The sequence below is a fragment of the Flocculibacter collagenilyticus genome (assembly GCF_016469335.1).
GTDB lineage: Bacteria > Pseudomonadota > Gammaproteobacteria > Enterobacterales > Alteromonadaceae > Flocculibacter > Flocculibacter collagenilyticus.
Genome location: NZ_CP059888.1, coordinates 3,285,571 through 3,307,878 on the forward strand (window position 1 = coordinate 3,285,571; position 22,308 = coordinate 3,307,878).

At 40.5% G+C, this 22,308-nt stretch carries 17 protein-coding genes and 1 other RNA gene; 10 read left to right on the forward strand and 8 right to left on the reverse strand.

The window, feature by feature from the left end; translation table 11 throughout:
* Window positions 1-162 precede the first annotated feature (162 nt).
* Window positions 163-1,512, forward strand: coding sequence for a glutathione-disulfide reductase (gene gorA / locus HUU81_RS14580; RefSeq protein ID WP_199609653.1), 1,350 nt, complete (start codon window positions 163-165; stop codon window positions 1,510-1,512).
* 76 nt (window positions 1,513-1,588) lie between these two features.
* Here the strand turns inward: gorA and HUU81_RS14585 are convergent, their stop codons facing one another.
* The 5 genes from HUU81_RS14585 to HUU81_RS14605 form a co-directional block, all read right to left on the reverse strand.
* Window positions 1,589-2,683 (reverse strand): M35 family metallo-endopeptidase, encoded by a 1,095-nt coding sequence (locus HUU81_RS14585; RefSeq protein ID WP_199609654.1) that lies wholly within the window; start codon window positions 2,681-2,683, stop codon window positions 1,589-1,591.
* A 395-nt stretch (window positions 2,684-3,078) separates the two neighbouring features.
* A complete protein-coding gene (locus tag HUU81_RS14590; RefSeq protein WP_199609655.1) occupies window positions 3,079-3,999 on the reverse strand; it encodes an acyl-CoA thioester hydrolase/BAAT C-terminal domain-containing protein in 921 nt (306 codons plus the stop codon).
* Window positions 4,000-4,556: 557 nt separating this feature from the next.
* Window positions 4,557-4,988, reverse strand: coding sequence for an SEL1-like repeat protein (locus tag HUU81_RS14595; RefSeq protein WP_199609656.1), 432 nt, complete (start codon window positions 4,986-4,988; stop codon window positions 4,557-4,559).
* Between the two features lie 303 nt (window positions 4,989-5,291).
* Window positions 5,292-5,756: a hypothetical protein gene (locus HUU81_RS14600; protein WP_199609657.1), complete on the reverse strand. Its 465-nt coding sequence runs from the start codon at window positions 5,754-5,756 to the stop codon at window positions 5,292-5,294.
* A gap of 551 nt (window positions 5,757-6,307) precedes the next feature.
* Window positions 6,308-7,765: an NAD-dependent succinate-semialdehyde dehydrogenase gene (locus HUU81_RS14605; protein ID WP_199609658.1), complete on the reverse strand. Its 1,458-nt coding sequence runs from the start codon at window positions 7,763-7,765 to the stop codon at window positions 6,308-6,310.
* Window positions 7,766-8,077: 312 nt separating this feature from the next.
* On the opposite strand from HUU81_RS14605, the gene rraA reads away from it, so the two are divergent.
* A complete protein-coding gene (gene rraA / locus HUU81_RS14610) occupies window positions 8,078-8,563 on the forward strand; it encodes a ribonuclease E activity regulator RraA (protein ID WP_199609659.1) in 486 nt (161 codons plus the stop codon).
* A 202-nt stretch (window positions 8,564-8,765) separates the two neighbouring features.
* Complete coding sequence (locus tag HUU81_RS14615) at window positions 8,766-9,947, forward strand: formimidoylglutamase (RefSeq protein ID WP_199609660.1); 1,182 nt, start codon at window positions 8,766-8,768, stop codon at window positions 9,945-9,947.
* A 76-nt stretch (window positions 9,948-10,023) separates the two neighbouring features.
* On the opposite strand, the gene can is transcribed toward HUU81_RS14615, so the two are convergent.
* A complete protein-coding gene (gene can / locus HUU81_RS14620) occupies window positions 10,024-10,701 on the reverse strand; it encodes a carbonate dehydratase (RefSeq protein ID WP_199609661.1) in 678 nt (225 codons plus the stop codon).
* 239 nt (window positions 10,702-10,940) lie between these two features.
* On the opposite strand from can, the gene HUU81_RS14625 reads away from it, so the two are divergent.
* From HUU81_RS14625 to HUU81_RS14645, 5 genes are all read left to right on the forward strand, one after another.
* The gene (locus HUU81_RS14625; RefSeq protein WP_199609662.1) at window positions 10,941-13,898 is read left to right on the forward strand and encodes an intermembrane phospholipid transport protein YdbH family protein; all 2,958 of its coding nucleotides are present in this window, start codon (window positions 10,941-10,943) and stop codon (window positions 13,896-13,898) included.
* Between the two features lie 11 nt (window positions 13,899-13,909).
* Window positions 13,910-14,098, forward strand: a complete 189-nt coding sequence (locus HUU81_RS14630) for a YnbE family lipoprotein (protein ID WP_233520518.1) — start codon at window positions 13,910-13,912, stop codon at window positions 14,096-14,098.
* Between the two features lie 24 nt (window positions 14,099-14,122).
* Complete coding sequence (locus tag HUU81_RS14635; RefSeq protein ID WP_199609663.1) at window positions 14,123-14,455, forward strand: YdbL family protein; 333 nt, start codon at window positions 14,123-14,125, stop codon at window positions 14,453-14,455.
* Window positions 14,456-14,662: 207 nt separating this feature from the next.
* Window positions 14,663-17,473, forward strand: coding sequence for an XrtA/PEP-CTERM system TPR-repeat protein PrsT (gene prsT, locus HUU81_RS14640; RefSeq protein ID WP_199609664.1), 2,811 nt, complete (start codon window positions 14,663-14,665; stop codon window positions 17,471-17,473).
* 183 nt (window positions 17,474-17,656) lie between these two features.
* Complete coding sequence (locus HUU81_RS14645; RefSeq protein ID WP_199609665.1) at window positions 17,657-18,664, forward strand: hypothetical protein; 1,008 nt, start codon at window positions 17,657-17,659, stop codon at window positions 18,662-18,664.
* A gap of 10 nt (window positions 18,665-18,674) precedes the next feature.
* On the opposite strand, the gene rnpB is transcribed toward HUU81_RS14645, so the two are convergent.
* Window positions 18,675-19,084, reverse strand: an RNA gene (gene rnpB / locus HUU81_RS14650) — RNase P RNA component class A.
* A 65-nt stretch (window positions 19,085-19,149) separates the two neighbouring features.
* Window positions 19,150-19,983 carry a 16S rRNA (cytidine(1402)-2'-O)-methyltransferase gene (rsmI, locus tag HUU81_RS14655; RefSeq protein WP_199609666.1) on the reverse strand — a complete coding sequence of 278 codons (834 nt, stop codon included), beginning with the start codon at window positions 19,981-19,983 and terminating at the stop codon, window positions 19,150-19,152.
* Between the two features lie 76 nt (window positions 19,984-20,059).
* On the opposite strand from rsmI, the gene HUU81_RS14660 reads away from it, so the two are divergent.
* The gene (locus tag HUU81_RS14660; protein ID WP_199609667.1) at window positions 20,060-21,946 is read left to right on the forward strand and encodes a penicillin-binding protein activator; all 1,887 of its coding nucleotides are present in this window, start codon (window positions 20,060-20,062) and stop codon (window positions 21,944-21,946) included.
* Entirely contained in the window at window positions 21,930-22,304 is a 375-nt protein-coding gene (locus tag HUU81_RS14665) for a YraN family protein (protein WP_233520519.1), read from the forward strand. Before HUU81_RS14660 ends, HUU81_RS14665 begins: the two co-directional genes overlap by 17 nt.
* The last annotated feature ends 4 nt before the right edge of the window (window positions 22,305-22,308 follow it).

Here is a 22,308-nt window from a genome sequence, read left to right on the forward strand (position 1 = left end):
ATAGAAGGACGTTAATCTTTTTAACGCAAGTACCATGTTAACCTTTAATTTAGGGCGTACTGCCCTTACCTATTTACCAATATATTGAATCTAAGTGTTTGGCGAAGTTACCGCTAAAACATGGCCGATGATTAAACCAACTATTCGTTGCAGGAGCTTTTAATGACAACACATTACGATTACATCGCCATTGGTGGAGGAAGCGGAGGAATTGCCTCTGCAAATCGCGCAAGCCGCTATGGCAAAAAATGCGCTATTGTTGAAGCTCGCCATTTAGGTGGCACCTGCGTAAACGTTGGTTGCGTGCCTAAAAAGGCCATGTGGTTTGCAGGGCAAATAGCCGACGCGGTGAAATATGCGCCTGATTATGGCTTTGACTTAACCCAAAACAACTTTAACTGGCGGACTTTAGTAGAAAGCCGTGAAGCATACATTGATCGAATTCATAAATCCTACGACAATGTATTAGATAAAAACGGCGTCGATGTCATTAACGGTTTCGCCAAATTTATTGATAAAAACACCATTGATGTTGATGGTAAGACCTACACAGCGGATCACATTTTAATTGCAACCGGTGGCAGGCCTATTATCCCCAACATTCCAGGCGCGGAACATGGTATCGATTCAGACGGCTTTTTTGAATTAGAAGAGCAGCCGAAACGTACAGCGGTGATTGGCGCAGGCTATATTGCGGTTGAACTTGCGGGAGTATTTCATGCCCTAGGCACAGAAACCCATCTCGCGGTGCGCAAACACAAGCCATTACGCGGCTTTGATGACATGCTGTCTGACACCTTAGTTGAAGTTATGGAGCAAGACGGCCCTACACTTCATACACACAGCACACCACAATCACTTGAAAAACATCCAGACGGTTCAATTACTATTCACCTTGAAGAAGGTAAAAGCATTGGCCCGGTAGACTGCGTAGTATGGGCAATAGGCCGCGAACCAGCCACCGACAATCTTCAACTAGAAAATGTAGGCATTAAATTAGATGACGATGGCTACATTCCTACCGATAAGTACCAAAACACCCGCGTGGATAATGTTTACGCAGTTGGCGACAACACAGGCCGTGCACAACTTACTCCTGTAGCTGTAGCAGCTGGCCGCAGATTATCAGAACGATTATTTAATAATAAACCTGATGAGCATTTAGACTATAACAACATTGCTACCGTGGTATTCAGCCACCCGCCTATTGGCACAGTGGGTTTAACTGAAGAAGAAGCCAAGCAGGAATACGGCGAAGAAAACGTAAAAGTCTACAAGTCGCAATTTACTGCTATGTACCAAGCCATGACTCAACACCGCCAACCAACCCGAATGAAGTTAGTTTGCATTGGAGAAGAAGAAAAAGTTGTGGGTATTCACGGCATCGGTTTTACCATGGACGAGATTATTCAAGGATTTTCAGTAGCACTAAAAATGGGAGCGACAAAAGCAGACTTAGATAGCACCGTTGCGATCCATCCTACGTCAGCAGAAGAGTTTGTTACGATGTAATTATTCTCCAAACTACTACTCTCAAAAATATGAGCCATTCAGTTAATGGCTCATATATCATTCTAAGTTACCTACATTAATTCTGATAAGGCGTGTTCTCAGCAAAATATTCGTGGCTATCTGCGTTTTGAACTGCTTGGTTAGGGTTTGAGTTCGCTAAATTTTGCGCTCCTGTTTGACCGTAAACAATATCATCCGTACCCGCAACTACGTTAAAGTGGCTGAGCTCGTGAATAATAGTGCCTGCCTTTGAGTCTGTGCCCGTGGTTGGCGCATTCCAAAATGCACGACAAAGGTACACTTTGTACGGCTGGCTAGGATAAACGTATGCGTAGTAGCTTTGATTACAGCTGCAATCAAATGTTTTAGGTTTATTGTCTAACGCGTCTTTAACCGCATCAAAATTACTTGCTACTGTGTTCCAGCGTGATGATGAGTAGCTGCCAAACCAAGTATCATAACGTGGTCCTGCCGAACCATTTAAATAACTAACCGAATCGTTCGCCATCGTTTTCGCGCTAGAAAGTGCGCTCATAATTGAGTTTTGCTCAGAGTTACTACATGCACCAGTAAACGATACATCATCTGTACCGCCACCACCGCTACAATCTTCTTTTCTAGGGTTGCAACGTTTTGCAGTGCGCATTTTATCAACATAAATTGTTACCGCACTATTTGATTTTAGCTGTGTAAATGCAGTGTTTGAATCAGCTTTTTGAATAGCCATAGAAGGCGAAAACAAGTTATAGCTGCGTACATTTAATACCACTTCGTACTGCCCTTGCTCAGTAAAATCATACACGCCTGAAAGCTCCACACGGTAATGGCGCATTTCATTCTTTTTGAAGATCACATAATCACCATCAGTAGGCGCTGGGCGCTTATAATGACGACCAAGATAATCAACAGGCTTGCCATTTAAAGTCACTTTGAATAAGTCATCTTCAATTTCGCCCATGTCATCCGGCAAAAACCATTTAAGTACTTTTACGCTGCCGCCTGTACGGTTTTTAACTTTCACATCAACATAGATATTTTGATCATTGCCTAATGTTTGATGGTGTGGTTTAAGCGTAACTTCAATACCTGAATGAACTTTAGCAAACACGCTTGTAGATAATAGAAGTGATACTGCAACCCCAAACAGGGCGAGTGTTTTTATTATTTTCATCGAACTTCCTTCGCTTCATTTATTTTATTGTTATGTTTTTTGGTTTTGTTTTTTGTATGAAATTAGTGACATAAATTTCCCTGCCTGTTGTCACGTACAACATGCACACCAATTGAGCAACAAATGAATTCAAACTATGACAAACTTATGACACGAAAATAAGCGTGGTATATAAAGTTTATTTGCGCAAGAAATATACAAAACATTTCAGAGAGTTACCTAATATTAGGTACAGCATTTTAATTTTCATAACTAGGGGATTATTACGACATTAAGATAGATTATGAGTGGAAGCCCCACGGCTTCTCCCTAAACCGCATACAAATATCGATGCAGTTAGGGGAAGTGACACACCACTCAACAAATCAATCGGTCTACAGCCTTACAGTGATGTGTTAAATAAATGTCGAGGGAACATTTTCACAGGTTGGCTTAAAGTTTTTATCTAAAAACTCAATAACTTGTGCGTGATAGTCGCTTTGAGGCTGAAAGTGATTACCATTTGGCACTATTATGTGTTGATAAGGATGTTGAAACTCTTTATTTTTAAGTCGACGCGTTACTTCATTAGACATTTCAGCAGAAGGCCAAACATGATCTTTTTCGCCAGAAATGAGTAATATCGGACCATTAATATTTTCTACCGCTATTTCAGCTGCTTTTAACGCCTTCTTATCTTCCATTGCTATTTCAAATCCTTTTCTAAAATTACCAGTGAAGAAATGAGGCAGCGCCTTATAAGGAATGGTGATAAACGGAATGGGTGAATCATTATATTGAAAAGAGGCCGTTCTGCCGTCAGAGGCAATCGAAATAGCATTAAATGAAACATGACTTCCAGCTAAAGATACTACTGCATTAATGTCTGAATATTTAGATGCAAGCACAAGTGCTAGCTCGGCACCTTTAGAGCCACCAATTACCGCCACACAACTAGCATCAATACTATCATCGTTTTGTGCACGTTTTATTTCGTCATGAATTGCGTTAAGCGAAATCCTATCTAAGTCTTTAGGGATACCTTTCATTCCAAAATAGCCGATTGCAAGCATTGCATATCCACTGTTAATGTATTGTTCCCGCTCGGCAATATTATGCTCTTTAGTCATACTGTTACCGCCCTCACTCCCACCAAAGTAAACCAATAAAGGTTGCTTTTTACCTTTTTCAGTAAAAAGCTCAGCATGCACTTTACCGTAATGCTCGGGCACAATATCTGGATCAAACATTTTCTGAGAAACAAGTACGTAGAAAATGATTAACAAGATGGATGTAACAGCTAATAAAAATAAATATTTTAAAACGTTGATAAGCACTTAACTCTCCTTGTTTATACCTAATATAAATTTAATATTTTTTTGTTGAACACAAAAGGTAGCTACTATTATGCGGTTTAACATGATGAAGTGAAGAGCTAAAGATTAGTATTTTGTTAAATTTTTTTGATAATATTTCAGGCGTTTACAAATTCCCATAATAATCGCTCATTTTTCTGTACCTTCTGTAGTGGCGTAAGTCTGTTAAGTGAAGCGCCACCCGGCAAATTAATCCGATGTACGGCCGTGAGAAACAAGTACGTAGAAAATGATCAACAAGATGGATGTAACAGCTAATAAAAATAAATATTTTAAAACGCTGATAAGCACTTAACTCTCCTTGTTTATACCTAATATAAATTTAATATTTTTTGTTAAACACAAAAGGTAGCTACTATTATGCGGTTTAACATGATGAAGTGAAGAGCTAAAGAGTCGTATTTTGTTAAATTTTTTTGTTAATATTTCAGGCGTTTACAAATTCCCGTACTAATCGCTCATTTTTCTGTACTTTCTGTAGTGGCGTAGGTCGGTTAAGCGAAGCGCCACCCGACAAATTAATCCGACTTATGATCGTAGTTATTGAATTTCTCAGGGTGATGTTTAATAAACTTTTGAGCTGGTAGATAATTTAGATTTGCTGCCTCCCTAATTAGGGGAGCCCCTTTCTGCCAATTATCTTCAAATCTAACATGATACGCACCCAATGAATATAGGCAATCGGGGTCGCCTAATTCAGCACATAAAGCAAGCCATTTATTTCTCTCTTGAATATCATTTTTCCAAAATTCATAGTACATTCTGAGCTTTTTGATAGATTCTACATTTCCTTCATTAGCCTTTGTATAGCTCGACCAATATTGAAAAGTGTTGAGGTAGCTTCTAGAACTACCTACACCAATATGGCCATAAAAGAGCCCCTTTCCTAAATCAAAAATTAAGAATAAAAGCGAGATACTAATTAGTAAGAGCACGTGTTTTTTGTTCATTTCTTTAATTACCTGTTGGTGTATTAGCGCTGTAAGTCAGTTAAACGAAGCATTACCCGACATTAATCCGAATCCAACAGCTGAGCTTCAATTCCCCAAAGTTAAACATAAAAAACGCCTCACCGAAGTGAAGCGTTTAAAATCAGAGTTTTATTTGTTCAACCCAAATTGCTTAACTGCCCGTAACCTTAACGTCGGAAGGCGCCTGCTGCTTTTCCAACCTACAACCACTTTTGCGCAGTTCGGTTAAGCGCAGCGTCACCCGATAAGTCAACCTAACGTATGGCTGTGACTGTACTTTACCTAAAGCATTCTCAGTCTTCTTAGATAATTGTAAAATAAAATAACTGGTGTAATAACCAATATGGATATAACCAAATAATTAGACTCAACATATAGCTCAAAAGCCACTATTGCCATACTGATACTGGAATACAAAGCTATATATTTAAATCTTTTCGGAAGTAAGATAGCTGTGTATAAATATAAAAACATTGATAATAGTAAAGCGCCATTCAAAAATCTCCCTTTACTACTTCTTTCCTCGATCATTTTACGTATTTTTCTATCCAGTTGAGCACTAGTTCGAGTACTCATTTCTTCCATTTCCTTGATACTCAAAACATCTGGCATAGCTTCAAAGTGAACAGAGTGAACCTGATGTACATTTTCTCCGATACTATTTGTAATGAACCAAAATCTATTTCCAATAATATTGAATACTAGATAACTTATTAAGAAAATAATAAAAACTGCCTTTAATCTCATATTGTTAACATCCAAATTTAACGTACGAGGATTTTAAAAAAATACTTACCCCTATGTTTATTACTAATGAAATTTTAGAGTCAATTTTTTCATATCACACTGGTAAAGTGAATGCGTCCATAATCACTCACTTCTTTAAGGACTCTCTCCAGCCAGCAAAACTGGCTCGAATAAAGCATCGTCATCCGACAAATCAATCCGATGAAAAGCAACTAAAACCCAACCTAAGCTGACTGACCCATCGACTTTTATTTTAATATGCTATTTAACCTAGCACTGTAAGTCAGTTAAACGAAGCACTACCCGACATTAATCCGAATACAACAGTTGGATTTCAATCCCTCAATGTTAAACACAAAAACGCCTCACCTAAGTGAAGCGTTTAAAATCATAGCTTGGTTCGCATAAACCAAATTGGTTAACTGCCCGTAATCTTAACGTCGAAAGGCGCCTACGGCTTTTCCAACCTACAACAGATTTAAAGTTAGGTGTAGGCCGGACAAGCGCAGCGCCGTCCTACGCTTTAATTACCAAGTACCCGCGTTCCAACTTTAAACCCCACCCATACAGATATATTTAATATCGACATATTCATCAATACCGTATTTAGAGCCTTCGCGGCCTAGGCCTGACTCTTTTACGCCGCCAAACGGAATCAACTCGCTGGTAATTGAAACTTCATTAACGCCGACCATGCCGTATTCAATGGCTTCGCTCACGCGCCATGCTCTGCCTAAGTTTTGGGTGTAAATATATGCGGCAAGGCCGTAGTTGGTATCGTTTGCCATTTCGATTGCTTCTTCTTCTGTTGAAAACTTTACGACGGGGGATACAGGACCAAATATTTCTTCACTTAAAATGTTCATGTTTTTAGTTACGTTTCCTAGCACTGTAGGTTGAAAGTAACATTCTCCTTGATTTGAGCGCTCACCTCCCGCTAACACTTGCGCCCCCTCTTCAACAGCTTCATTAACCAGTTTTTCTACTTTTAGTACGGCATCGATGTTTATTAGCGGGCCGATATCAACATTATCTGCAAAGCCATTATCTACCTTCATGCTGGCGACTTTTTCAGTTAGTTTTTTAGTAAATTCATCATAAATTTCGTCTTGTACCAGCATGCGGTTTACGCAAATGCAGGTTTGTCCTGCATTGCGATAGCGTGAGGCAACTGCGCCCTCTACTGCACTATCTAGATCAGCATCCGCAAATACAACCAGTGGTGCATTACCGCCTAACTCCATCGATGCTTTTTTGACCGTGTCAGCCGACTGTTTTAGTAGGGTTTTACCTATTGCAGTTGAGCCCGTAAAGGTGATTTTTTTAACTCGGGTGTCTGAAGTAAACACGTCACCGATGGTTTTTGAGTCGTCACTAATAATTAAATTAAGTACGCCTTTAGGTATGCCTGCGCGTTCAGCCAGTACAGCAAGGGCAATGGCCGACAGTGGCGTTTCTGACGCTGGCTTCATAACAAAGGTACAACCGGCAGCTAACGCAGGGCCTGCTTTTCTAGTTAGCATGGCTGAAGGAAAATTCCACGGCGTTATGGCAGCCACTACCCCAACAGCTTGCTTGATGGTGACTAGGCGATGGGATGGGCTATTGGTGGGAGTAATGTCGCCATAAACACGCTTTCCCTCTTCGGCAAACCACTCTATAAAACTTGCCCCATATGCAATTTCTCCTCGTGCCTCTTCCAAGGGCTTGCCCTGCTCCGCGGTCATAATACGCGCTAAGTCTTCTTGGTTTTCCATAATTAATTCAAACCATTTTCGTAATATACTGCTTCGCTCTTTTGCCGTTTTATGTTGCCATGCTGGTAATGCGTCAGTTGCCGCGGCGATGGCCTGTTTAGCGTGTTCTTCACCGGCATTGGCAACGGTTGCAATAACATCGCCTGTTGCTGGATTCAGTACGTTGAATGGCGTTAACGACGTATTTTGCCACTCACCATTGATATACAACTTATCGTTTAACAAAGAATTATCAGACAAATTTAACGACATGACGCGCTCCTAGATCGTTGAAAGGAAATTAGCATTTGATACGCACCAAAGTGCAATTAGTATCACAAGCGTAGCAGACTTATTTCTTCCTATGCTGATGCATTGAAGAAAAGGCCATTAAGAATGTTAGCTTCTGATTTTATGGGGAAATATTATACTTTACTACGTTAGTGGTAATTAAAAAGTCATCAAATTGCGCTATTTTGAATTTCAAGCAGGTTTATTAGCACTAAAGTGTACAAAGCGATGTGCAGCACATATACTTGTTCGTTGCAGCTTTATATTGAAAACGTTATTTAATTGGGGAAAACGATGGAATACAACACGTCTGAACTTTGTGATTTATATGCCGATTCTGTCGACGTCGTCGAGCCTATGTTTTTAAACTTTGGTGGACGTAATTCATTTGGTGGTAGCATTCATACAATCAAATGCTTTGAAGATTGTGGATTAATTAAGCAGCACTTAGCCAACTCTGGTGTTGGTAAAGTATTACTTATTGACGGTGGTGGCTCAACCAGACGTGCATTAATTGATGCAGAAACAGCTGAGCTGGCAGCAGAGAATGGCTGGGAAGGCATTATTTGTTATGGCAGCGTACGCGATGTAGATGCGCTTGAAGATATTGAATTAGGGATTCAAGCGATGGCTTCTATTCCGGTAGGCGCTGATGAAGCGGGCACAGGCGAAGCTGATATTCCTGTTAATTTTGGTGGCGTTACTTTCTTACCAGAAGATCACATTTATGCCGACAGCACCGGCGTGATTTTATCACCAGAAGCGTTAGATTTTGAATAGATAGTGCGTTTTTCAACTTATCATTTTTTATAAAAAATTAAAGTTTACAGCTGGCGATATAGTTAAGGCTTCCTGCTGACGCCACTGTAAATTTTAATCACCTATAATAACAACAAAAATAGCCGCCTGACTTTACCTAAATTTTCACACTTGCGTCATTATAATATTTAACGCGTCTAATCAATTATATGGCATCAATATCATGACTCTTAAACTTATTAGCTACACTCCTTCTGTTACCCATTGTTACGTTAATCAACGCCCGCATGAAGTACACTTAGGTGAAGTTATGCAACACCTTCCACTTGATACAACGCCTAACAACATAGCCAACGAATTACACAGCGCTAACAGCCTTTCACTGCCAGATGCATTAAACGAAGCCAAGCTGTTATCTCAAGCACTCGACGCATCAACGTTACTCAGCGGTTTACAACAATGCGCGCAACAAGGTGCAAAGTATGCGTTATTAGGTATTCCAGAAGATATTGGCCCTAAAGCAAACTTGGGGCGTGGCGGTGCGCACCAAGCATGGCCAGCTTTTCTATCGCGGTTTCTAAATTTACAAAGCAATGAGTTTTTAAGAGGCGATGACATCGTTTTACTGGGAGAAGTTGACTGCCACGCACTCACAGCAAAAGCGAATGCATTATCAAATGATAATGTTGATGATATTGAAGGATTACGCAATTTATGTGCTGCACTTGATGGTTACGTTCACCCCATTATTGAGCAAATTGTTAAGGCTGGCTTAGAGCCTATCGTTATTGGTGGCGGACACAATAATGCCTATCCAATTTTGAAAGGGGCATCACAGGCATTAGATACGCCACTAGCCGCCGCCAATTTAGATCCGCATTCAGACTTCAGGCCTTTAGAGGGTCGCCACAGCGGAAATGGCTTTCACTATGCGCAGCAACAAGGCTATCTCAGTGCTTACTATGTATTAGGATTACATGAATTAAAAAATTCTCAAGCATGTTTTTCGGCACTTAAAGATAAAGGGTTTAAATACGACAGCTACCAATCACTTTGGCTGCGCCAAGAAAAAACCTTTACCCAAGCTATCGACGAGGCAACAGACTATCTTTTAAAAGATATTCTGCCATTGGGGATTGAAGTAGACATCGACAGCATTGCATTTATGCCCGTAAGCGCTTACTCAAACTGTGGTGTTACTATTGCGCACGCTGAGCAATATGTGTACTCGCTAGCATGTCTTCCAGAAGCCACTTATTTACATTTATGCGAAGGGGCTCCAGCGCAGCATCCTTCAGGCATAGAGCAAGGTAACAGTGACGTTGGACAAGGGTTATCAGCGTTAGTTAACGCTTACCTTCAAGGCAGAATACATTACCAATTAAACGAAGCGCAAAAGAGTTAAGCATACCTTAGTGCCAGCATAAGCGTGGCTAATTAACGCTTATGCTGAAAGAGATTTAAGAATAAATAAAAAGGAATTAATTGTTTTCCGATGGGGTAACGGTAGGACGAGTTAAACGAGTGGTTTCTTTAACGCGATAAACAGGGTCAACCTGCTCTATGCCTTTTATGGTTACATTTAAGTCGTTTAGTTTTCCGTTTCTAATTGAATATATTAAACCGTGTATCGACACTTTTTGGCCACGCTGCCAAGCCAGTTGCAACACTTTCGTTTTAGCCAAATTTTGCACTTGCTCCATCACGTTAAGCTCACACATTCGGTTTACTTTTTCTTCCGGCGTTGGCATGGCGTCAACTTCACTTTGATTAGCATGATAAGTATCTTTGATTTGGCGTAACCAATTATCCACCAGCCCGTGCTCATCATTGCCAATTGCGGCTTGCACGCCACCACAGCCATAATGGCCGCACACAATAATGTGCTCTACTTTGAGCACTTCAACAGCGTATTGTAAAACCGATAAGCAGTTAAAATCTGTTTGTTGAACCATGTTGGCAATATTTCGGTGAACAAAAAGCTCGCCTGGCTCTAAACCCACAATGGTGTTAGCGGGTACACGAGAATCTGAACACCCAATCCATAAGTAATCTGGGTTTTGCTGTCCAGCTAAACGTTTAAAAAAGTCGGGGTCGTCGTGTGTGCATTTATCTATCCATTTTTCATTATTTTGAATAAGTTGATCTAATTCACACATATAACATCTCCAGAATGCACGCTATAGCAGCGTTTAATATAATAACTTTAAAAATATATACCTGCTTAATTGAACACTGATATTCAACTAAGCGGGATATACTTGCGCACTCCTTCGCATATTTACCTAAATATAACAATCGTTTGCTGGCTTTGCTACACTATTGCTAGTCTATATTTCAACACAAAGCTGGCGGCATTCTAACTAGATTAAAATGCGAGTGACACCCGACCAGTCTAATGCAACAGTTACAGGATATTTTCTTGCCGCGTTTTTTGTCTTTACTTTTGAAAGTGATATTACTTACAGTCACAGTAATACTGTTACTGGTAACCGTTAGCATTACTAGCCTCTATTATTATCCGCAGCTATTAAACATGGCGCTTAAGCAATATGGCGTCAACGTAGACTGCTTGAAATGGCACGCGCCCTCTATTCAGCAACTTAATATCACACACCTGTGCTTTAATGCTGACACGGTAAACGTTGAAGTACATCATTTGACTCTGCATTATAACTGGCACACCCATACGCTTAGCCAATTAACAGCAGAAGATGTTCATTTAAGCTTAGCCTTAAATACTGACAGTAATAACGCCAACAGCAATAATGATTTACAAAGCAGCGCGAACACTCCTGCACAATTAATTGACATTATTACTAATTTACAAAAACTCGTGACTATTTCTCCAAATACAGTACTTAATCAGGTTACGATAAAAACCGATAACCTACCTTCGCCTTATACGCCACTGCATTTTTCTTTATCTGTTAGTGAAAATAAAAGTCGGGTTAACGAGAGTACGTTGTTAGGTAGCGAACAATTCGACATAGCAATAACCAATATTGGATTTTCCGATACTTCGTTACAGCCTTTGCAAAGTAACAATAACAAAGATGAAAACGATGCATTTGAACCAAGTGAGCATTCCGGTGCTGAGTCCATTCACCTAGTGATGGATAAGTGGCAGCCGCGAACGTTACACCAAGAACAAGTGCCTGTATCGCAAGAAATACTCTCGGTCGGTCTTAATTGGCAAGTGTCACTGAATAATTTGCAACGGTTAATCAATTTTGTTGGTCATATTACTTCAGCTTCACGCTTACCGCTGTTACGTAGTCAATTTAATCCAGCAGATAGGTGGCAAGGCCATGCGAATGTACAAGTGCCACTTAATAAATCAACCTATGTAGATTTGTATAATGAGCTTGCACTCACAAGTAAGCACCACATTAAACTCAATAACAGTAGTGTTTTTAGTGCATTACCGTCGGTGCAATTGTCTACAGACATACAGGCTCAATTAAACAAGCAGCAAGCGCTATGGTTGCTTAATACGCATGGTGAAGAGCTCAAGATTGATGGCATCAATAAAGCCTTAAGCAACCCCACTTTTCAGACAGCACTAACTCAAGTACTGAAAGGAAAAATAGCCGATGACACGCTTAACACTCTCCTAAGTCAACTCGCCAATAAGAAACTGGCTCACTCAATCCAAAAAAACGTTCACATTGAAACAGACTTGAATGAATTAACCAGCATTAACGTAACGCTACCTGAACAAATTACCTATCAAACGAAACAACAAACCTTAACCGTTAGTGACACCATTACGCTGCGCAGCCCCTCTGTTAGTATTAGCGTGTCTGATTTACACTTACCCCTGAATGCGCAAAATGACGCTAACGCCTCATTGATGGTGAATTTAATACCATCAACGTGGTTGACGTTGTCAACGTTCAATCTAAATAACCAGTTGCTTAGTAAAGTAACGCCGCAAATATTTTTAAACGCTAAGGTGAGCTACTCTTCAACTTCAGGTATAAGCGCGGATATTAACAATGCAGTGTTGGCACTGGATAGTATTGCATACCAACAAGCCGACTTAATGCCATTCAACAGCAAACCGAAAAGTGTTACACCTAGTCCTGCGCAACCTTTCTCTGTTAAGTTACAAAAGCTAAAAGTACAAACATCTGGCACTTTCGCATATCAACAGCAAAATACGTTACCCGACCTCGATTTAAACCTTAAATCGACCATCGACTCTGTTACTGTATTAGGCGTTGACTTAGGTGCGTTCGCCAGTGATACAACACTGCGTAATGCTTCTACAGAAAATAAGGGAAATAACAGGGCGAATATTAACGTAAAAGCTAACGAACCGACTCTTTATGAGCTCTCCGGTAACTCGCAACTTGGCGATTTACCCATTGCGCACACCTTACATATCAGCAACATTGTCGATGCTCCATCTCGCTTTAAGTTCGACATGACGTTTCCCAAGCAAGATATAAAGCATATTACCCCCACATTAAATTTAGTAACGGCATTATTAAAACCCAAACAGGCCATTACGTTAAAAGCAGGCACACATTCAACTAAGTTAACCGGAACTTATCATCCACACACTTGGACAATAAAACTAGTCAGCGATATTCAAAATCTAGCAATGAAGATAGGAAACATTGATATTAGCGGCTTTAACACGCATGTTTCAGCAGAGTTCATGCCCACAACTTTATTGGTAACGCCAAGTCATTTCACCATAGATCAGTTAAATTTAGGGGTTAACTTGCAGGATATTCAAGGGGCAATAGATATTAAGGGCCCATTAGCTGCGCCAACATTCACAATTTCACAGTTAAACGGTAGCGTTTTACATGGCCAGTTTTCAGTAGCACCAACTCAAATTAACTTAAATCCACCAGCCGAAGTTGCAGAAGCTGAAGCACAAACAATAGTACTTCACTTACAGCAGCTGTCGTTAGAAGAGTTACTCGCGTTACATCCACAAGAAGGCGTAACGGTAACAGGACTGATGAGTGGCCGTGTGCCGGTATTATTCAGGGAAGGTTCAGCCAGCATCAGCCATGCTACACTCAATAATGTATCTAACGGTCAAATTATTATTAAAGACAACCCAACGTTTAATGCCATTAAGCAACAACAAGCGAGTTTACAGCCAGTTTTAGAGTTGCTTCAGGAACTGCATTATAACGACTTTAATGCCAATATTAATATGGACGAACAAGGCAATATGGACATAAAAATAAACATTCAAGGGATTAATCCTGAACAAGAGCAACCCGTCGATTTTAATTATCGACACGAAGAAAACTTATATATGTTACTAAAAGCATTACAATTGGGTGACTCACTCAGTCAGTCCATTGAGCAGAAACTAAACCAGTAGGCGTAATTATTGTGAAACATTATTCATTACTATTCATCATATGCAGCACAATATTGCTTTGTGCATGCAGCCACCGAGTTGAAGTGGCAGCTAAAGAACCGATTACCATTAACCTTAACGTTAAAATTGATCATGAAATTCGTGTAAAAGTGGACAAAGAGCTTGATGAGCTTTTTAGCGAAGACAGCGAAATTTTTTAACTTTTCTTTTTAAGGACCTTTTTTATGAAAACAATGACGACTCTTTTCTTTTCTTGCATCTTCATGTTATCGGTAAGTATTAACGCATACGCTTTAACACTGAGTGAAGCCAAAGCGAAAGGCTTAGTAGGCGAACAAACAAACGGTTATTTAGCAGCGGTAACGAACACCCCTGCCGCCAAATTAATAGTAGAAAAAGTTAATATTAAACGCCGTGAAAAGTACCAAGAATTAGCGGCAAAAAATAATCTAACACTTGATGTGGTTGCAAAGCTGGCAGGTAAAAAAGCGATTGAGAAAACAAAATCGGGCAACTATATAAAATCTCTAGATGGGAAGTGGATAAAGAAACCATAACCACTATAATTTAAATAGTAAAAGTACCAGTCACTTTAATTTGATTTAAGTGCGTCTAGGCCGCAATATATGCGGCTTGTTTTCATTGCGCGAGCCTTCGTAATTGTACGCGTTGTTGTCAATGTAATAAATCAAAGTAACTTCATAGTTATCGATTAATGTTTTACTGTAGCCATTAGAAGCGACATAAAACAAAGGAGAAAATACATGCCTAGTTTGGCTATTCGTTCCATTTTTATTGCCACCCTTGCCGCCTCTTCCCTAATAGGTTGCAGCGAAAGAACCCCCGAAGAGCATATTCAGCTTGCCAAAGAGCACTTAGCGAAACAGCAAACCCATGCAGCTATTATTGAATTAAAAAACGTGGTAGCAAAACAGCCACAAAATACTGAAGCGCGTTTGTTATTGGGCCAAGCGCATTTAGAAAATGGCGCATCGGCATTCGCCATAAAAGAATTTACCAAAGCGCAAAAGAATGGCTTAACCCACGCCAAAGTTGCCCGCTTTATGACAGAAGCACTATTTCAAAGTCAAGACTACCAAAGTACCATTGACTACTTGGAAGAGCTGCCAGACAAAATTAAACGCAGTACGCCACTCTTTACGTTTTATGAAGCATGGAGCTATTACCACCTCAATGATAGAGAGCACACAAAAGCCTTATTAGTAACACACACGCCCGACCATGTGTCACCGTATGCACATGCAGGAATATTACTGCGCACAGCCGTATCAGATGATACTGAAGCCTATGACCAAGCAAAAAAGCAGCTCTTGAGTAACCCTTCATTATTTGCTGACGCCCATTTATTAATCGGCCAACTCAGTTACGTAAAAGCCGATTACGATAGTGCAATAGAACACCTAAAGCTTTACGAAGCTAAACGCCCGCAGCATTTGTCGACACATTTCGCATTAGCTAAAACGCTCATGAATGCCAATGAAACCGAGCAAGCTGAAGTATATATTAATAAACTTATCGCCAATGTACCTGAAAGCCCACAAGCAAATGAGCTAGCAGCAGGTATTGAGTTTGAAAAAGAAAATTACGAGAAAGCCAGTCAGTTTATTGAGAAAGCAATTCAAAATGGCGCTGATACACCTCAAAACCACTTGCTTGCCGGACTTTCGGCCTACAAGAACAAAAATTTTGAAAAAGCGTATTACCACCTTGAGCCATTAAGCAATATGTTAAAGCCCAATCATGTTGCCAAACGTGTGTTATTAGCAACCCAAGTGATCCTTAATAAACATGATGAAGCGTTTGATAATCTCGTTAATTTAGAAGAAATGTCAGAAGAGGATATTTCATTAATTAATGCAACCAGTTACGCCTTAATCAACAGTGGCGAAAATGAAAAAGCTGCGCAATTGCTAGATCACACCCAAGGCCAACAACTTGATACGCAGCAACTGCATCAACAAGGTATTTTGAAGCTGTCTATCGACGACGAGTCGGGTATCGAATTATTAAAACAAGCGCTTAAAAAAGATCCTAATCACGCGCCGAGTAAATTAACCTATGCGGCGGCGTTATATCGCGCGAATAATATAAAGGAAGCAAAAGTATTCACAGAGGAACTTATCGAAGCTGAGCAGCTACTTGAACAGTCTCGTAATTTGCATGCTGCTATTTTATTAAAAGAAAACAATATTGACAAAGCAGAATCCAACCTTAAACAAGTACTAGCAATAAACAAAAGCAATGCGACTGCTAATTTATACTTCGCGAAACAAGCACTCAAGCGTAAACAAGCTAATGAAGCGCTGCCTTACCTTACTAACTTGCTTAACGAGCAACCAGATCACTTTACCGCGTTGCTATATTACCGTGAAGCTCAGCAACAATTAGGGCAACCAGAATTAGCACTGGATAAAGTCCGTGAAGGCTTCTCTTTTGACGATAATCAACGCAAAGCAAACAGTAAGAAGCAAAACCCACTGATTCAAGATAGAGTCAGTTTACGTTTAGCATTATTTAATGCCGAACTTGAGCTTAACAATAACGAAGCTGAAAAAGCCTTAACCATTTTAAATAAAGTAGACAAGCAAGACAGCACATTGCCCCCTCAATATTGGCAGCTTCTTATACGAGCCTTAGCCGTGACTAAAGAAACAGATAAGTTTGAAAACGCACTAATGATGTGGGAACGACACACCTCAGTGGCTGAACCTTATACGCGACTAGCGAACTTATATGAAAAACAAAATAACTTGGCAAAAGCCTATCAAACAGTGCAAGATGGCCTAGCGCGCTTTCCAGAAGACAGTGCGCTGCGCCTAATGAATGCGCATATTTTAATCGAGCAAAAGTCTTACAGTAAAGCACAGCAAGCTCTTGATAAATTAAAGAATCAAGATATTGACCAAGTCATTGTTGAAGGTTTAGAAGGGCGATTATTGGCCTTTAAAGGGGATCATGTTTTAGCGTTGCCAAAAGTGGAAGCGCACTACAATAAAATTCCCTCTGCTAGAACCGCGGGATTACTCTATACCTTATATCAAAAACAAGAAAAACCTGAAAAAGCCAAGGCTTTTATTGAGCAGCACTTAGAGCAATTCCCGCAAGATAATCCTCTTCGGTTGATTTTAGCGAATCAGTATCTGCATGAGAATAAAGAACAGGCTCATAAATTGTATTTAGCCTCATTAGCGTATTCACCAAATAATTTAATTGCCTTAAACAACACGGCATGGCTGTATTATGAAAAAGGTGAATTAGATCAAGCGGAAAAATACGCCAGTAAAGCACTTGATGTTGCACCTGAAAATAGTGCAGTGCTTGACACCAACGGCTTAATTTTACTGCGCAAAGAAGAATTTAGAAGAGCACGTAAATTACTCGCTAAAGCGTACAAGCTTTCGCCGAAAAATCACGATATTGCGGTGCACTATGCGGAAGCACTCATTGAAAATAATGATATTTATCAAGCAGAGCGAGTGCTTGAGAAAATTAAACAACCCAATGATGAAACGAAGAAAGAAATAAATCGCGTCAAAGAAAAGATAAAAAAATAGTCTTGCTGAAGCATGTAACCGTTAGAGGTTAAACACCACCATCAACTCACTGTAAAAAGGGCGCTCAAAGTAGCGCTCTATTTCATGATTAACTAAAAAACAAGCCATAGCTGATTTTGAACTATACTCACAGTAAGGATCCTTTTAAATACGTGTCCTGAACGTAAGATGTAGGCAGTGACTATGCAGCTAGTAGTAAAAAAGAATAACACTAAACTCAACAGGCTATTAGCGGTGATGGGTGCCTGCGTGCATTTCTACCTAGTGCTAATCGCACTAACCCAACCAACCTATGCACAGGCAATCACCCAGACAAGTCCTCAAGAAAATACCCAAGCAAACAAACAAGCAAACACTAACTCGTTAAAGATCACATGGATGATTAGTGACTCTCCGCCTTTTCATATTACTCAGCCAAAGCCGCCTTTTAGCCATGGCATTTGCGATCTCTTAGTTGAAAAGTTGATTGCTGCCAGCCCCTACCTTAAGCATAAACGCGTTGTATTACCTCAGAATCGTATTCACAAAAAATTAGCCAGTGGCGAACCTGTGTGCTTTCCCTGCATGATTCATCGTAAAAAAGCGACTGCGGTAGCTGATTACTCTATTCCTACTACGTTATATCCAGCTTTTAGCGTGATAGTAGCTAAAGATCGCTTGGCAGCATTTACACAGCGGTATGGCGCAAGCATTTCTATTGCTAAATTACTTAATGACCGAAGATTTACTCTAGGACGCTCTTCAGCACGACGCTATGGCCCAATCTTACAGCCAATTCTTGACGATAGCTGGGCATACAATCATGGCGTAGTGACCTATAGTTTTGAAAAATCAACATTAACAACGTTAAATTTACTTTCTAAGCGACGTGCTGATTACGTTATTGATTACCCCACTTCACATAAATATCACGAAGCAGAATTCAATTATAAAATGCAGGTTTTACCCATAAAAGAACTAGAAAATACGTACACGCTAGGCGCGGTAGGTTGCTCTACAACGGCACCGAATAACTTTGCTAACGATGCGCTTGCTAATATTAATCAGGCGCTAGAAGAGCACGTATTAAACGATCCAGAGTATATTATGCATTTAAATTTTTGGATGAGTGATTACATCAAGAACTATACTCAACAGTATATTGAAAAGGTAGTTAATTATGAGGACTCTACGCCAAGGAAAGATAACTAATAAAAGAAGCTTGCTGAGCAGACACATAAGCCGGGTTTTGTTCTCGCATTACCAGTAAACTAGTAAATAAAGCGACAATCATTCGTCTAGGGCTAACGTCGCCGTTAGCCTCAAGCAACCTACCCGGTTCCAACGCGAGCCACGCCAATGGAACCCTATTTGGTCTTGCTCCGGGTGGAGTTTACCGTGCCACGAATTGTTACCAATCGCGCGGTGCGCTCTTACCGCACCCTTTCACCCTTACCTGTGCTAATTGCTTAGCCATCGGCGGTATACTCTCTGCTGCACTTGTCGTCGGCTTGCGCCGCCCAGGCGTTACCTGGCACCCCGCTCTATGGAGCCCGGACTTTCCTCCCCTCCACCCGTTTACTTTTCTTACGAAAAATACAACAGTGAAGCAGCGATTGTCTGGTCTGCTCAGCGCGAGCGATTATACAGACAAACCCGTCACGCAACAACACACAACAACAAATGACTCGTGCAATTTATGCTTGCTCGGCTAAGCCAGCCTTGTATAAGTCATTTTTCTTTAAATCAAAGTGCTTTGCCGTAATGGCCGCAGCTTTTTTAAGTGGCAACTCTTCTTGTAGCAAGGTCATTAATGTCATGGCTTCTTCAGGGATGGCTGTTGCAGCTTTTTCTTTGCCTTTAATAATTAAAACAATTTCCCCTTTCTGGCGATTTTCATCCTCGACTAACCATTCCTTCAACTGGATGGCTGTGCCGTAAAAAAAAGTTTCATACGTTTTAGTCAACTCTTTTGCCATAACAATTTGTTGTTGTTCGCCCATGATCACAATTAAGTCTTCAATACTGGCCAACAATCGGCGCGGACTTTCGTAACACACCATGGTTTCAGACAGTCCAGCTAATTTTTGATAAAACGCTTGTCGTGCGTGAGACTTAGGTGGCGTAAAGCCACGAAAAGAAAATTCATTGGTAGGCAGGCCTGCACAGCACAATGCCGCAATGGTTGCACTTGGTCCTGGTATCGGCATAACAGTCACCCCCGCTTCGCGACACGCGTTCACCAACGCATATCCAGGGTCGCTAATAAGTGGTGTTCCCGCATCTGATACTAGCGCAATAGTTTGGCCTTGCTGTAAGCGTTCAACCACTTTAGCTGCAATTTGTTTTTCATTATGATCATGAAGTGCCATCGTTTTGGTTGAAATTTGATAATGATTAAGCAACTTCATGGTATGACGGGTATCTTCTGCTGCTATCACGTTAACCTCTTTAAGTACATCTAGGGCACGTAACGTAATATCGGCTAAATTTCCAATGGGTGTGGCGACTATATATAGAATTCCCGACATTTTAACTCCAGTTGCATTGTGCTTATTGTTCGGCAGCAGTAATATAATAAAACTTTGGTTATTCTAATGAGTTTACGTGGAAGTTTACAGATATATAACAGTCGCCTTTGCTTTTATCCTTGCACTTGTGTTGGCAAGTTGCGGTAGCGCACCTAAAAAAGTAAAAACAGAGCCTGTCGCAACACCCATTGTTGAACCTGTTACTCAGCAACCTAATACAGTAAAAGAGTGGGTAGCGTTGGCTGAAGCAACTAACGTCCCTCAACAACGATGGGCTCATTACATTCATGCTGCACGCACTGCACTGGCAAACGAGCAGTACATGCAAAGTAAAGTCATCGTATTGCAGCTACTTACCTTTGCCAATTTATCTGAGACACAAACAGCACAGTTACACATACTACAAAGCCAGCAATTACTTGCCGAGCAGCAGCCTAGCCAAGCTAGCATGATGTTAAAGTCAATTAACCGAAGTGTAATTAGTGCCCTATCAAGTGAAGAGCAGCTCCAATTTTATCAAGCTTTAGAGCAAGCCTACTTTGAGCAGCAGCAATTTGTAAACGCATTAGAAATTGAATTACACATTGAAAGCGCATTTCAAAATACGATTAGCGATGAAGAAACCCAGTTATTGCACCAGCGGATCTGGCACTCATTAAGCCAGCTACCTGAATATGCACTGACAACGTTTGGTAAAAATCAGTTTAATTTAAGCCAATCAAGTCAAGGATGGGTTGATTTATCACTAACAGTTAGGCGTCACCTTGGTAATCCAACCGCGCTTCATCAAGCGTTGCAATTGTGGCAACAACGCTATTCAAATCACCCATCAATTAACCAGTTACCAGACGCGTTTCAGCAAGTGCTTGAAGTTTCACCATACAACAAAGGCACAATCGTGCTTCTGTTACAATTCTCAGGCCGCTTTAAGCAAGAAGCGTTAGCCGTTAGAGATGGCCTACTCACTGCCATCGAACATACTGACACACAGTTACACATTGTTGACAGCAACCAGCCCCAAGAAGCGATAGTTGCAACCATAACAGAACTAAACCCCGACTTTATTATCGGCCCATTATTAAAAAGTAATGTCGATAAATTCATAGCTACCGAGTTGTACCAAACTGTTCCTACCTTGTTATTAAATAGTCCTAGCCAACCTATTAATGACGCAGCACCACACCTGTACAACCTGACTCTCTCACGTAGTGATGAATTAAAACAAGCTGCAACAGACTTAATAAAACTCAACTTCAAGCATCCTGTTATTGTGGCGGAAAATAATAGCAGTGGGCAGCGCGAAGCCGAATTTTTAGCGCGAAATTGGCAAGAACAAGCGGCCAAAATAGAAAAAAATGCCGCAATTGATATCATTTACTTTAATGGCACTCATGATATGAGCAAAGCGATTAGCAGCACCCTTGACGTGGATGAGAGTAAAAAACGCATTAGCCGTATTAAGCGCTTTACTAATAAACGCATTAAGAGTGATACACGCAACCGTAGAGACATTGACGCGTTTTACATCATCGCCAATCCAATTCAAACCCACCTTTTAAAACCGTTTATAGATGTGAGCATCAGCCCTTTTGCCACGGCAGTACCTGTTTTTGCCTCTTCTAAAAGCTATGGCAACTATAAAACAGCCAAAAAAGAGTTAACTAATATCAAATTTACCGACATGCCATGGATTATTGGCTCTCAAAGCAAAATAAAATCATTACGCTCGCAAAGCCAGCAACTTTGGCCGGAGCGCAATATTCAGCAACTTCGTTTATTTGCTTTAGGATATGACAGCTACCAACTTATCAATCAACTTGCTCAAATGCGAGTACTACCTGGGCAAAGCATTTCAGGCTTAACAGGGCAACTCTCTGTTACTCACACAGGTAATGTTGAAAGGAAACTGATGTGGGCAAGATTCAATAAAGGAAAGGTGACACGGATTGAAACCCCTTACTAAACTGTTTAGCGCATCAACTAAGCATAAAGGTGATTACTATGAAAGCCTTGCACTTAATCACCTAAAAAAGCATGGCTATCGACTCATTGAAGCAAATTACAATACGCGCTTCGGAGAAATCGATCTTATTGTAAAAAACGACGATAGCCTCGTATTTGTTGAAGTGAGATATCGTAAAAATGATCACCACGGCTCAGCAGCTGAATCGGTCACACCAAGCAAACAAAAGAAAATAATCAAAACTGCACAACATTTTCTTACTCAATTTAATCTCACTGATACTGCATGTCGATTTGATGTTATCGCGTTTTCAGGTGACAATAGCCAACCATTGCAATGGCACCAAAATGCATTCTAATTAT